This is a genomic window from Streptomyces minutiscleroticus, assembly GCF_014650875.1.
Taxonomy (GTDB): Bacteria; Actinomycetota; Actinomycetes; order Streptomycetales; family Streptomycetaceae; genus Streptomyces; species Streptomyces minutiscleroticus.
Window position 1 is genome coordinate 131746 of record NZ_BMVU01000017.1, and the last position, 13252, is coordinate 144997.

10 protein-coding genes and 1 pseudogene are annotated in these 13252 nt (G+C 68.9%); 7 read left to right on the forward strand and 4 right to left on the reverse strand.

All coding sequences use genetic code 11. The features are described from left to right. Positions 1 to 379 precede the first annotated feature (379 nt). From IE271_RS18765 to IE271_RS18775, 3 genes are all read left to right on the forward strand, one after another. The gene (locus IE271_RS18765; RefSeq protein ID WP_190191518.1) at positions 380 to 1408 is read left to right on the forward strand and encodes a bifunctional DNA primase/polymerase; all 1029 of its coding nucleotides are present in this window, start codon (positions 380 to 382) and stop codon (positions 1406 to 1408) included. Further along, positions 1405 to 3012, forward strand: a complete 1608-nt coding sequence (locus IE271_RS18770) for a DNA primase family protein (protein WP_190191500.1) — start codon at positions 1405 to 1407, stop codon at positions 3010 to 3012. Before IE271_RS18765 ends, IE271_RS18770 begins: the two co-directional genes overlap by 4 nt. 151 nt (positions 3013 to 3163) lie before the next feature. After that, positions 3164 to 3550, forward strand: coding sequence for a DUF6009 family protein (locus tag IE271_RS18775; protein ID WP_190191501.1), 387 nt, complete (start codon positions 3164 to 3166; stop codon positions 3548 to 3550). A 112-nt stretch (positions 3551 to 3662) separates the two neighbouring features. On the opposite strand, the gene IE271_RS18780 is transcribed toward IE271_RS18775, so the two are convergent. After that, positions 3663 to 4688 carry an alpha/beta fold hydrolase gene (locus IE271_RS18780; RefSeq protein ID WP_229919410.1) on the reverse strand — a complete coding sequence of 342 codons (1026 nt, stop codon included), beginning with the start codon at positions 4686 to 4688 and terminating at the stop codon, positions 3663 to 3665. Between the two features lie 377 nt (positions 4689 to 5065). Between IE271_RS18780 and IE271_RS18785 the strand changes: the two genes are divergently transcribed. Continuing rightward, positions 5066 to 5698 carry a TetR/AcrR family transcriptional regulator gene (locus tag IE271_RS18785; protein ID WP_190191502.1) on the forward strand — a complete coding sequence of 211 codons (633 nt, stop codon included), beginning with the start codon at positions 5066 to 5068 and terminating at the stop codon, positions 5696 to 5698. A 425-nt stretch (positions 5699 to 6123) separates the two neighbouring features. Here IE271_RS18785 and IE271_RS18790 read toward each other — a convergent pair whose 3' ends face one another. Continuing rightward, positions 6124 to 6387, reverse strand: a complete 264-nt coding sequence (locus IE271_RS18790) for a hypothetical protein (RefSeq protein WP_190191503.1) — start codon at positions 6385 to 6387, stop codon at positions 6124 to 6126. Between the two features lie 165 nt (positions 6388 to 6552). Here IE271_RS18790 and IE271_RS18795 point away from each other — a divergent pair, with 165 nt between their 5' ends. Together IE271_RS18795 and IE271_RS18800 are read left to right on the forward strand one after the other, a co-directional pair. Then, positions 6553 to 7179: an ATP-binding protein gene (locus tag IE271_RS18795; protein ID WP_229919411.1), complete on the forward strand. Its 627-nt coding sequence runs from the start codon at positions 6553 to 6555 to the stop codon at positions 7177 to 7179. Between the two features lie 934 nt (positions 7180 to 8113). After that, positions 8114 to 9529 (forward strand): RHS repeat domain-containing protein, encoded by a 1416-nt coding sequence (locus tag IE271_RS18800; protein ID WP_190191504.1) that lies wholly within the window; start codon positions 8114 to 8116, stop codon positions 9527 to 9529. A 576-nt stretch (positions 9530 to 10105) separates the two neighbouring features. Here IE271_RS18800 and IE271_RS18805 read toward each other — a convergent pair. Continuing rightward, positions 10106 to 11275: a hypothetical protein gene (locus tag IE271_RS18805; RefSeq protein ID WP_190191505.1), complete on the reverse strand. Its 1170-nt coding sequence runs from the start codon at positions 11273 to 11275 to the stop codon at positions 10106 to 10108. Positions 11276 to 11456: 181 nt separating this feature from the next. Here IE271_RS18805 and IE271_RS18810 point away from each other — a divergent pair, with 181 nt between their 5' ends. Beyond that, positions 11457 to 11717, forward strand: a complete 261-nt coding sequence (locus IE271_RS18810) for a hypothetical protein (RefSeq protein ID WP_190191506.1) — start codon at positions 11457 to 11459, stop codon at positions 11715 to 11717. Between the two features lie 1060 nt (positions 11718 to 12777). Here the strand turns inward: IE271_RS18810 and IE271_RS43590 are convergent. Continuing rightward, positions 12778 to 13252 (reverse strand): annotated as a pseudogene (locus IE271_RS43590) (transposase); the annotation flags it as partial.

Below are 13252 nucleotides of genomic sequence, written 5' to 3' on the forward strand. Positions count from 1 at the left end.
AGTCCCGTACTTCCTGACCGATAAGACTCTGACCTGCGGTTTCTTTGGACGGGACCGAACGGGACCGAAGCAGAGCGCGGGACTGAAGCCGCCGCCCGGCTCCGCCGAGCCGCCCCCGGCAGGTACGAAGGGGCCGACGGGACCGAACTTCCAACACGCACGACGGGCGTACCGTTCGCGGCGAACCCCGGTGCGCTAATCTCTGTGCCGCAAGTGAAAATCTCAGTCCCGTCAGTCCCGTCAGCCGCGGACCCGACCTGGTCGCCGCCGCGGTGAAGGGGCTGAGCAGGACGGCGGTGAAAGACCCGAAGGACGCCTAGTGCCCGGCCCGGTTGCGACTCGTTCCACGGCCCCGACGGGGCCTGTGAGCAGCCATGCCGTGGCCCGCTGGTGCGCCCGCAACGGTTGGCCCGTCCACCCGTTGGCCGCCGGGCACAAGACTCCCGTTGCCAACTGCGAGCCCTGTCGGCAACAGCGGCACGCTCCCGCCGACTGCCCGTGCATCCCGGCCGGAAGATGGTGCCACGGGTTCCATGCCGCGACCGTCTCGGACGAGCGCATCGACGCGTGGTGGTCCGCGCACCCCGGCTGGGGAGTGGGGGTGTCCTGCGGGCCGGCGGACCTGGTCGTCATCGACGTGGACGCGCACGCGGCCGAGGTTCCCGACCGCTCCCGCCTGCTGCCGGGCATCCCGATCGGACAGCAGGTCGACCTCACCGGACTGGCCACCGGCTTCGACACCCTGGCGCTGCTGGCCGCGCTGCGCGGCCGCCCCAGCCCGGCCGAGGACGAGCGGACGCTGCGCGTGCGTACGCCGTCCGGAGGCATGCACATCTGGTACCGCAATCCCCACCCGGAGATCCGTTACCGCTCCTCCACCGGTTCCAGTCCCAAGGTGGCGCTGGCCTGGCAGGTCGACGTGCGCTCCGACAACGGCTATATCGTCGCCCCCACCACCCGCACCACTGCCGGTACCTACACCCCGATCGGCACAGCCCGCCGCGCTGCGGACCTCCCGCAGTGGCTGGCCGCCGAACTCGCCCGCACCGGCCATGTCCCCACCTCTGTGCCCGCAGAGCCCTCCCCGTCCGGGCCCACGCCCGGCGGCCGGGCCCGACGCCGGGCTCCCAAGGCCGCAGGACGCGTTCTGGAGCCCCTGCTGGCCGAGGTCGCCGCCTGCGCAGTGGTCGCAGAAGGCGCGGGTTTCACAGAGAAGCTCAACCGCGCCGCCTTCACCGCCGGAGGGCTCCTGCCCGGCGGTCACCTCGGCGAGCAGGAGGCGCGGGAGCTGCTGCTGCAGGCAGCCCAGAGGGCGCGGCCGCACCAGCAACGCCGTAACGCCGAGATCATCGAGTCCGCTCTGTCCGCCGGCGCCCAGCGCCCGTTCCATCCCAAAGGACGCTCATGAGCAGCCCCGAGCCCGCCCGCTTCGACGCGGTGGCCGCCGCCGAGCAGATCCATCAGCAGCAGAGCCTCGACCTCGGTCCCGCCCCGGCCGCCGGCCAGCCGTCCTTCCCCACCCGGCCCCTCCAGGTGGTCGAGCCTGCCGCCCCGGCAGGCCGGGCAGCGGGTCTGCTGCCCGGGGAGCTCACCGACCGGGGCAACGCCCGCTTGTTCGCGCGCCTGTACAGCGACCGTTTCCGGCACATCGAAGGTCTGGGCTGGTACTGCTGGGACCAGTACCGCTGGCGGCGCACCGGCGGCGAGAAGGCCGCGGTGTGGGCGGCAGGCGACATGGCCGAGCAGATGCCCCGTACCGATGTGACCGGTGTCTTCTCCGACCGGGAGCTGGCCGCCCACCGCCGGCGCACCCAGTCCACCGCCGGGATGAAGGCCCTGCTGCAGCAGGCTCAGGCCGCCCCCGGCCTGAGCCTGGACCCGGACGTCCTCGACGGCGACATCTACGCCCTGTGCACCCCCAGCGGCGTCGTCGATCTGAGGACCGGCGAGCTGCGCAAACCCGACCCGCTCACCGACATGCACTCGCGCGCCACCACCGTGGGCCCGCTGCCCATGCCCATCCCCCGGTGGGAGGCATTTCTGCGGGACACCTTCGGCGACGACGACAAGGGCCGGGAGACCACCGGCTTTCTGCACCTGCTGCTGGGCTACTCCGTCACCGGCGACGTCGGCGCGCAGATCCTGCCCTTCCTCTACGGCTCCGGCGCCAACGGCAAGAGCGTCCTGCTGGACGTGATGATGCAGGTCCTGGGCGAGTACGCCAACGCCGCCCCGCCCGGCTTCCTGATGGAGAAGGGCAAGTTCACCGAGCACTCCACCGAGCTGACCGAGCTGCACGGCCGGCGCATCGTGGTGTGCAGCGAGCTCAAGCCCAACGACAAGTTCAACGAGTCCCGCGTCAAGCTCCTCACCGGCGGTGACGCGATCACCGCCCGGCGGATGCGGCAGGACTTCTTCACCTTCACCCCCACCCACAAACTCTGGCTCCTGGGCAACCACCGCCCCGAGGTCGGCACCGGCGGCTACGCGTTCTGGCGCCGCATGCGCCTGATCCCCTTCGAGCGCAAGGTCCCCGACGACCGCAAGATCGACAACCTGGCCGCCGAACTGGTCCGCGACGAAGGACCGGGCATCCTGCACTGGCTGATCGAGGGCGCCCGCCGCTACCTGGCCACCCGCGACCCCCTCACGGGCCCCGCCTCCGTCCGCCTGGCCACCGAGGCGTACGAGAAGACCGAGGACCACATCGGCCGGTTCATCACCGAGCGCTGCACCCGCGGCGGCAACGGGCACTCCAATCCCGACCTGCGGGTCGAGCAGAAACTGCTGTACGAGACCTACGGCCGCTGGTGCTCGGACGAGGGCATCCGCCCGGCCACCTCCCGCGCCTTCGCCAGCCGAGTCCGCCAGGAACTCGGCCTGGCCTCCCCTGCCGAAATGATCAAGAACAACGACAAGAAGCTCTACCCCGGCCTGGCCCTGCTCGCCGACACCGCCCCGCAGGAGACCGGGACAGGACTCGCCACGACGCCCCCGGGCAGGCCCGTATGACGGCGTGGAGCAGCCTGGGGTACCCGGGCAACGAGCCTTACGATAAAAATCACGGCCTCGCACCGCGCCCCACGTGGCACGACCCGAGCGGTGCGCACTGTGCACCCGCAGGCCGGAGGCCGGCCGAAGCGAACCAGGGAGGTCTGCGGCCATGAGCTCGTTGCTGAGCGACAGCCAGCTCACCGATGAAGCAGAAGTCGTCTGGCTGGAGGACCCGGGCAGGCTCGACTACGTCCGTCAGGCCTTGGACAAGGTCAACACCCGGCGCGGCAAGCCGCGCTACGAACGCGACGGCCGCATCATCGGCTACACCAACCTCGCCGCCGACGCCGACCGCGACCCCGACAGCGGTCTCTTCGCCCGCCGTACCTTCTTCCTCCTGCCGCACGACCGCCCCAACGACCCCACGGGTCCCTACGTCGTCGGCGCTCCCGGGGAAGCCGTCGACCCCCGCACCATCGAACCCGGCAAGGTCGGCGCCAAGACCCCCCGCTCCCAGAAGGGCCATGCGGCGGACATAGCTCCTGCCGGTCGTTGAGCTGATCCCTGCGGCTTTCCGGGCCGGGAGGCCGTTCTTGGCTGCGCCCGCCGCAGGGTCCGGGCGGCTTCAGGGTCTCGCCCGCCGTTGCCGGCGGCGGACTGCGACGTCTTTATCCGTGGTCGCGCAGGAACGCCGGGATCTCGTCGCGGGTCGGGAAGTCAGGCAGGGGCGCCGGCTCGTCCTGAAGGAACGCGGTGATGACGGCGGCGGCCCGGTCGTTGTTGTCGTCGAGGCCGTTCCACATGTGGTGTCCGACCCGGGGCATGTATTGCGTGCGCCGGATCGCGGGGTCATGGGCGAGGACGGCGGTCGCCCAGTGACGGACCTGGGACGAGCACTCGGCGATCATCAGCATCGCGGGGGTGCGGGAGCGCCTCAGGTGCGGGGCGATGGAGGGGGAGTCCTTGACCGTCTGCTGGATGCGGAGGCCGGCGGCGGGGCTGAAGGAGAAGTTCTCCGCGGTGTCCTCGACGGGGATGCGGTGCGCGTCGCGCGCGCAGTAGGCGGAAGCGGTGTCGCTGCCGAGGTCCGCGGCGGTGAAGGCGTTGTCGCCTTCGGCCTGTCCGATCAGTCCGGTGTCGGGGGAGAGGAGGCCGAGTCTCATGAGGCCGAACGCCACGGCATACCGGGGAACGTGCGTCGAACGCGGTCCGGACACGGCCGGCGCGAGGCCGCGCGCGGATTCCCGGCCCTTGTGCCCGGTGATGCGCGCGGTGGGTCCGTCCATGGGACCGGGCTCGGCGATGATCGCCCGGTGCAGGCGTGCGGCGATACGCGGGTCGGCCAGGGCCCGGGTGAGCAGGACCCCGCCCGAGGAGAAACCGAGGACGTCGACCCTTCCCTTGTCCAGGCGGTCGACGAAGGCGGCGAGGTCGCGGACCGACCTGGAGATCGTGTACTGCCTCATGGGGAGCAGATCGCTTCGTCCGCCTCCGGCCTGTTCGTAGGCGTAGACGTCGTGGCCCTGGCGTGCCAGGAGTTGCAGAAACCGGTGATCGAGGATCGAGATGCCACGGACGGGTCCGCCGTTGAGGTACACGAACGGGATGGAATGCCGGGTGCTGGGGTCCGTGGGCGGGTAGTGGTACACCGCCACCTGGCTGCCTGTGGCCAGGCGCCAGTGCTGCGTGGCCACGAACGGCAGGGCGGACGGTTAGCTCCGGGCCGTCGGCGCGGTCGGGACACAGACCGTCGCCGTCAACGCTGCTGCAACCATCACCGGTAGAAGCGGTACGAGCCGCGCCGGCCAAGCGTGGCGGCGACCCCGCCGCATCGCGAGGACAGTCCCGACCCCGAAGGTCGTCGACCATGCGGCGAGTCCCGAGCCCGCTCCGTCCGTGAGGGCGATCAGTACGAGAAAGACGACGACCAGCGCCGTGACGGCGGCCAGGGCCAGGGACAAGCGGGTGATGAAGCGGACGGGACGGATGGCGTACGTGGGCACGGCGGACCTCCGACAGTTTCAGAACTCTGTTTCAAAACGACGTTATCAAAGAGGGTAGACTGCCGGCCGTGGGTAGGCCCAGAACGAACGACGAGACCGTCAAAGAGCGGCTTGTGGTGTGCGCGACCGAGATGCTCGCCACCCGTCCACGGGAGTCGGTCACCGTCCGCGCCGTGGCCGCCGCCGCCGAGGCGTCGACGACGGCGGTGTACTCCTTGTTCGGCGGCAAGGACGGGCTGATCGGTGCGGTGCGCGACAGAGCCGTCGCCGGCCTGTTCCAGGAGCTGTCGGCAGTGCCGACCTCCGCGGACCCTCTCGCCGACCTCTACGCACTGGCCGTCGCCTACCGTCAGTGGGGGCGCGAGCACAGCCATCTGTACACGGTGCTGTTCGGTGGTGTGCAGTCCTTCGACCCGTCGGGGGAGGTCGGTGCCAGCGATCCGATGCGTCCGCACCTCGCAGCGATCGATCGCGCCTTGGCGGCGTCCGTCCTCACCGGCGAAGCGACGTCGATCGCCCTGTCGATCTGGGCGACCCTGCACGGACTCGTCACCCTCGAACTGGCCGGGGCGCTCGGCGCCGCCACGGCCGAGACCGCATTCCGCTCGACGATCCATGCCACGCTGCGCGGATGGACGACCCCCGCGGTGTTCCGCAGCCTTCGGCAAACCGAATCCGCGCTACCACCCGACTTCGCCTGAGCCGTCCCGGCCGTGACACCTCTGGTCCGGAAACAAGGATCAGCACTGCCGCGGTCGGTTCACAGACTGTGAACCGAGCGAGGTTGCTGCGCCGGGCGGTTTTCGGCGTCGCGCTGAGCCAGTTTGCGCAGGCGGCGTATCTCCCGGCGGCAGGTCGTGAAAAAGGTTTGGCGTCCAGGTGCGCGGCCTCGCCGGCGTGGTGGCGGCGCACCGTGCCACTCAGGGCGTAGGCGTGCTGTAGAGCGTCGGTGTCGGCGACGAGCTGTGGGAATGCCTTCGCATGTCCCGGGTACGCCGTAGGGGGCTTTGCGCAGGAAATGATCAAAGGATCGAACACAGCCCTGGCGGACATGAGCAAGAACGCCGGTTCAGTGATCGTCAGTCTGGACTTGGCCAGCCCACCGGATTCCGGTACTCGCGCAGAGCTACCTCCTGACCTGGGCCAAGCGGCTCGTCCGGCAACCGGCCGAGGCACCGGCGGACCTCCACGTCGAAACCCTGGTCGACATCCAAGCGTAGGCGGCGGCGAACTCCGCCAGCGGCACCGCCTCCTGCCCCTGCCGGCCGAACTCCAGCAGGGCCTGGCCGAGAGCGAACTTGTAGGTGCGTGCATGGGCGCCCATCGACACCGCCAGCCGCCACGAGGCGCGCGCCGAGGCGTCCTGGGGGTAGAACTCCGCTCCGCTCACCGCTCCTCCTTGCGCAGCGCGACCGTCTGCCACACACCTCGGCGCGCCCGAAACGAACCTCAGCTCGGCGGTTGCACGAATCAGTAATGAAACGGGACATCGCGCCCGAATGCTCTCGCTGACACTCGTCGTTGGCCCGTGATCGCGGTCCCGCATACTTCTCGGATGGACACCCCCAGGGCTTCTTGGCGCAACACGACTCACGACTGGGCCGGCACCGTCGACCTCGACCATCTTGAGTACATCCGCCAGAACTCAGCCGCCTTCGCCCCCGGCGGCATCCTGCACCTGACCCTGGAAGTCGTCGCCTATGTGGCGGACGAGGCCGAATCCGGCCACGGCGGCCTCTGCCGGATCACCCTCCACTCAGACGGCTCGGTGGCCGTCGCCGACAACGGACGGGGCACCGACACACGCCTCGATGAGCTTGGGCACATCGTGAAGAAGCCGGTCATGGCAACGAAGGACCTCCGGTTCTTCGACAACCCCGATGCGCCGTCCCTCCCCGACACACACATTCGCCGTGGTATGTCTGTCGTCGCCGCTCTCAGCACGTGGCTCGTCCACACCAACCGCCGCCTCAACGGCTCCTGGACCCAGCGGTACGAACACGGCGTGCCCACTACTGACCTGCGACCGATCGCCGATGACCTCACGACCGGGACCACCGTGCACTTTCTCCCGGACGAGCCATTGCGTACCGCCGGCAGCACCACGTTCGACGACCTGGCACGGCTGACCCAGTCGTGGCAACACCTCTCCATCGAAATAGACGACCGTCGAGGTACGTAAAGCGGTCACTTCTCGGGCGGCGGAGTGTGGCTGCACCACACCGTGCGCGCCGACCCGAGCGGCGCCCGCGACGCCCTGACTCCGGTCGTGCCGTGCGCCTGCGGTGCGGGGTACGTCGACATCCTGCTCGACACCGAGGACGACCTGCTGGAGACGCTCGCGGAGCTGCGGCCCACCGGCGGCCGCTCCCTGCACGATGCGGGTCTGCTCGACTGCCGGAGCATCCGCATGGCTGACCCGCGGGACGGCGGACTCCAGGGCGGGCCGGGGCGGCCGGAGCAGAAAGCTCAGGCACAGGCGGCCGCCCCTGGCGCTGCCGTCCTCCGTCACGAGACGCCAGCACTGCCCAGCATGCCCGGCTCTCCGGAGCGGGGCCAGACAAAGGATGGCAAAGCAAGAGGCGCACCTCATCGGTACGGCAGCCGGAGGTGCGCCTCTTTCGTCTCCCCGCCCCAAGGGGCGAGACGGGAGATTCAACCATGTCCACCGCTCGCCTCTGGCGGAACCGTCCTGCTTGAGGGCCGCCGAGCAGTAGGTCACCGTGTTCAACGCTCCGGCCGCGCAACTGGCAAAAAGAAGACGAAGCCGGCGGACAGGCCGCTTCATTCCGCCCCGTGCGCCCCTCATGTCCGCCCTTGGACCACGGGGGGCACTTTGCGTGCGCCTCGCTGCGCTCTTGCAGCCCGCCCTCGTCCGCCTGAGCGTGGACTGTCGGGCTCGCGCGGCTGTGACCTTCAGGGGGTGCCGTGAAAACGAAGCTGAACGACGTCGTCGGCCGGCTGCTCCTCGCCGCAGCAGTGACGATCGAACGTCAGGTGACGAGCAGGGCGGGGAAGCGGCGGATGCTGGAGCGCAGGAACCGTGCGCCTCGGGCGGCGGCCAAGTGCGGTATCGAGGCGCCGGTGTCGGCGAAGCGGGTCGCTGAGCGGATGCTGTGCAGGAGGGTGCGCCGGCGAAGGAAGGGCAGGACAAACGACCCTGCGCCCACGCCACGGGGCGGGACGCAGACCCGGATGGCGCCGGTGACGGGGAAGACCGCGGGGACGGCCAGGTCACCGAGGTCACCGACGCGCTGGAGCGCACGCGTTCCACGAAGTACGACGCCAACCACAACATCGACACCGCCACCGACGCGATGGGCTCGGGCACCACCCCGGGCAACGTCACCGACTACGGTTTCAACACCCGTAACAACGTGGAGACGGTGACCGCGCCCACCGGCGGCAGGACGGTCAACAACTGGCAGACCATCGCCGGCGCCGACGTGCCCGAGGACTCCACCAACGCCGACGGCGAGAAGACGGAGTTCACCTACGACACGGCCGGCAACACCATGTCGGTGGCGCAGGCCGGCACCGGCGGCGGCGACGTCTCCTACACCTACAACAAGTCCACCCCCGAGTGCGGCGGCTTCGAGGGCCAGCGCTGCACCCAGAAGACGAAGATGACCAGCTCCAAGACGGTCACCACGTCCTTCACCTACGACGACAAGGGCAACCTCAAGAGGGTCAAGGCCCCTTCGCCGCTGGGGGAGACGACCTACACCTACGACGCGCTGGGCCGCACCGAGACCATCACCGACGCCCGCGGCATCAAGAAGGTGTACGTCTACGACAACCGTGACCGCATCACGACGGTGTCCTCCACCAACGACACGGTGCGCTACTGGTACGACGGCGACGGCAACCTGGTGCAGCGCACCGACGGCACGGGCACGGTGAAGTACGACTTCGACCCGCTGCAGCGCGAGACCGTCCGCCACCTCCAGGACGGCTCGCAGACCCTGCTGGCCTACACCGCGGCCGGCAACGTCGACTACTACCAGGACCCGGCCGGCAGGACCGACTACACCTGGAACGAGGTCAACAAGCTCACCGAGCTGAAGGACCCCCAGGGCGCGGTGACGACGTACAAGTACAACAACAACGACGTACGCACCACGACCACCTACCCCGGCGGCACGGTGCAGAAGGTCGACGTCGACGACTCCAGCCGCCCGAAGAGCATCAAGGTCACCTCCGACCAGGGCATCCTGGTCGACCTGGCCTACGGCTACGGCTACGGCTACGGCACCAAGACCGACGGCTCCAAGATCCGCACCAGCACCGACCACGTCACCGGCCGCGAGCGGGCCTACAGCCACGACGGCGCGGGCCGCTTCTCCTACGCCAAGGAGGAGAAGGACGGCGCGGTCGTCGACTCCTGGCGTTGCAGGCAAATCTCCACCCGGCTGACGCAGAGATGCTGGGAGGCATGGAGCTCATCCGGGCTGCGATGCGTCGTGCAGCGCGACAGTCGGGGTGGCGGGTGCGGGCCGTGGGCCACGCCCGAGAACGCCTCGTCCTGGTGATTGTCCAGGCTATCCGTGAGGAGTCCGCCGAGGTCTCGGAGGCTCTGGGGAAGGGCCTCATCCGCAAAGGCCAAGAGATGATCAAGCGCATGTCGGCAGACGGGGACAAGGAGGCGCTGAGCAGGTAGGGGCCCTCTCCTGTCGAGCGGCAGACGCAAGCGTTCCTAGATGCCGTCCGGTTGGCGATCGCGACGTATCCCCGTGCGTGGCGCTGGAGGCTGACCGGCGAAGTCAGTCCCGGACGACCTCGCGCGCCACCGCCGGTGCCGCGAGGTCTGCCCGTTCAGTGCCTGTACGCGACAGGACGAGGTTACGTCCGCCGAGGACGACGATTCCGTCGGGCCCGGACCGCACCGGCGCGTCCGCTCCCGGAACGGCCGGCGCCGAGACGAGCGCGGCTCGCCAATCGTGACTGGGTTCCTCCGTCGCCGCGCCGACACCCTGACGGATGCCGTGCGCACCTACGACGCGCAGCCGTGCCGTGATCTCGGCGGCGGTGCAGCGGGGCCCGCCGCGCTCTCACGTGGCGGGCCCCGCCATCGGCCGTCCGTGCTGACGGGCGGCTGCGCTGCAGGATCAGAAGGTGCCGCGGCGACCGGTCAGGTCGGCTTCCTCGCAGGTGACCGAGCCGATCAGGCAGGTCACGTTGGCGTACTTGCGCTTGTAGACGTTCGTGACCTTCCCGCCGTCGTAGATGTAGATGTAGTGGTTCGGCATCAGGCGGTGCTTGCCGGAGCGGATGGTGTAGTTGCCGCTCTTGGTCAGCTGCATGGTCAGCGCGCCGTCGATGGCGCCCTTGACTCCGCCCAGGCCCTTGCAGAAGGGGTTGGTGGCGTGGGTGACCATCCGCACGTCCACGTAGTTCGAGCCCGAGCCCAGCTTCTTGGCGCTCATGTTCTTGGCGCTGGCGGTCTTCGTCGCGACCTTCTTGCCGGTGCTCTTCTTGTACACCGTGGTGGCGCCGATGGACGCGTTGCCGGCGACCTTCTTGGAGCTCCAGGTGACGGTCGCGTGCAGCGCGGTACGGTACTTGCTCGACTTCCAGTCGAAGTCAGCGTGGCCGTCGCCGCCGAACTGGTACCCGCTGCCGTAGTCGCATCCCGTCGCGGGAGCGTTGATCTTCTTCTGCGGGATGAAGGTGATCCAGGACAGCGTGGTCGTCTTCGCCGCGGCCGCCGCGCTCGCCTGCGCCACGGCCTGCTGCTGCAGCCGCGCCAGCGAACCGGACTCCGGAACGGACGCCTTCACGCCCCACAACCGGGCCCGTGCGTCGCCCTCCTCGGGCAGGACCGGCACCACCTGGTAGTCGTATTCCGCTCCCGGCTCCACCTGCGTGTCGCGGAACGATTCCACACCCGCATCGAGGGCGGCCACCTGCGCGCCGTCCCGGAGAACCACGTAGCGGGCGTCCGGCGCGTAGGCCTTCCAGGACAGGTCCACGAACGAGTCACCGTAGGCGACGGTGACTCCCTGCTGCTCCATGGAGGTGTCGACGACCGCGGTCTCGCCCGAGTCGGCCCGCATCACGGCGAAGCCCTGCGTGTCCAGGACCTGGTTCGTGGCGCTTCTGGTGCTTACCCCCGTGACGTCCTCGACGTCGCCGTCGGACAGCGCGGATATGGAGAACACCGCGGCTTCCGGCCGGATGTCGTCATCGGAAGCCGCCGCCGTCGGCAGTCCGGTCGCCAGCAGTGCCAACGGCACTGCAGCCAGAGAAGCCGCCTGCACCACAGACAGTCGCTTCATGTTTCCTCCCGTTGTGTAGTTACACGTGTACGTGGACCACTTGCGCTGATCAGCAGCGACGAGTGTCCGTACGGGCCGGTCGGCTCGTACGGCATGCGAGGTGCGATCATTGGTCAAGGGGGAGCCGCTTTCACGCAAGCCCTTTGCATGTGCCGATGACGACGAACAGCTGAGGACCACCATGACCACCGGAGCCACGGACAGCCCCGCCGCCCTGTACGGAAACGCCTCATTGGTGTTCGGCGTCCTGGGCCTGATCACCGCGGTGATCGTCGGCTACGTCGGTCTCGCCTTCCCGGTGCTGTTCGGCGCCCTCGGCGTCACCTTCGGCGCCCTCGGTCTCGCCAAGCGCCTTCACCGGGCGCGATGCGTGACCGGACTGACGACCGGCGCGCTGGCGCTGCTCTACCTCGTCTTCCTTCTCTTCACCTTCGGCGGCTGACCCCGCCGCTCGGCCCGGCACTGCGGGCCGGGCCGTCGGGCGAGACGCCACCGGACCGGCTCGAGGGGCCGTTCCCTTGCAGACCAGGACCGGATGGTGCGCGTGTAAAGACCGTCCGAAATGGCCGGCAGCTTGGCCCTCGCTCCTGGCCGCGTCGGCAGCCGAGCTGCGGGCCGGTCGACGAGTCGAGGTACGCCCCGGTGAGCGTCAGCGCCCCGGCTGCGTCCCGCCGGTCGCAGTGGCGGTCGCGGCGGACGCCGCGTTGAAAGGCTTAAGCGCAGAAGCCTTCATATTTCCCCCTATATGCAAAATTTTGCGTGGTCGTCCAAGATCGTAACCGACGTGGCGCCTGATTGCGACCCCTTTGTTTTGCGAGCGGAAATTGCACGGAAGCGGAAGTTCTTCATTGGATTCGCAATGGGTGCTGAAGGGCGCAAAGGGTGATTCATCTGATCAATGGTGGCAATCCAGGCGAGAGGGTGAAATCCTCCAGGTAATCTTTTTTGCGAATATCGTGATCTATGGGACATGACGAAGCTCTGTACGGGCACTGCCGGCCGTCACGGCGCACGCGGCGCTGACAGTGCCTACAACGTGCCCTCTTCCCATCACCCTCGTCACAGCGCTCGCCTTCCCATGATCGCTCTCGACAGAGATGCTGACCGTTACCGCGGGCAGGCGGGAAGCTCAGCAGGAAGAGCCCGTATAGGGCTGTGAGCCGGGAAACCTTGTTGCCCGCTGACGTGTTGGGTTGTGCTGACACATCCATCGGTTCCGGTACTGGGTACCGTGGAGTGCTACTAGGCAGAGCGGAACCTCTACCCATTCCGTCCCGGCGCACGGCATCAGGGCCTGGACATTCATCAGAAGCTGCGGTGCACCTTCCGCCTCACCGAGCGTGGCCTGCTCGCGCGGCCGCGCCCCGACTTATCCTTTCCGGCCCTTCCGGCGGGCCAAGCACCAATGGCGCAGCCACCTCTGCAACCGACATGACCGAGTGAACGGCCCGCTGCTTCCGCTAAGCGCCTATCCAGAAGTTCTGTCGGTAACTGGTCGGGAATCACGGGCTGGTCCAGGGGGGGCTGCGGTGGTCAGGAGTTGGCTGGGTGAGTGGGTGCGGAAGAAGGTGTGCACCTGTCGTCGGCGGCCGGGCCGGATGGTGGCGGTGTTGGCGAGGAACGCCTTGAGCGCGGCCCAGGCACATTCGGTGGGGTTGTCGTGCGGGCTGGAGTGGGCGCCGTACCACGGGTGCGGCCCGGGCAGGTGGCGACGAAGTCGCGGATCACGTGGGTGTGGTGGATGGAGTCGTTGTCGCACAGCACCACCACCGCCGGGGCGGTGGGGAAGGCCGCCAGCGGGGGCTGGAGCAGGGCCAGGAAGTCGGCCGCGCTGCGGCGGCCGAGCCGGTAGCGGAAGGCTCCGGATGTGACGTCAGCGTGCCCAGCGCGGTGAGCTGGCGGTTCTTGCCCGGGGTGGTGATGTGCGGGCGCTGGGCGAACGTCGTCCAGTTGGAGCGCAGGTGCGGCAGCAGGTGC

What these genes read in the sequence shown, in the direction of transcription:
- IE271_RS18770 (WP_190191500.1), top strand. Translation starts at nt 1,405, where the DNA reads ATGAGCAGCCCCGAGCCCGCCCGCTTCGACGCGGTGGCCGCCGCCGAG.
- IE271_RS18775 (WP_190191501.1), top strand. Translation starts at nt 3,164, where the DNA reads ATGAGCTCGTTGCTGAGCGACAGCCAGCTCACCGATGAAGCAGAAGTC.
- IE271_RS18795 (WP_229919411.1), top strand. Translation starts at nt 6,553, where the DNA reads ATGGACACCCCCAGGGCTTCTTGGCGCAACACGACTCACGACTGGGCC.
- IE271_RS18805 (WP_190191505.1), bottom strand. Translation starts at nt 11,275, where the DNA reads ATGAAGCGACTGTCTGTGGTGCAGGCGGCTTCTCTGGCTGCAGTGCCG.
- IE271_RS18810 (WP_190191506.1), top strand. Translation starts at nt 11,457, where the DNA reads ATGACCACCGGAGCCACGGACAGCCCCGCCGCCCTGTACGGAAACGCC.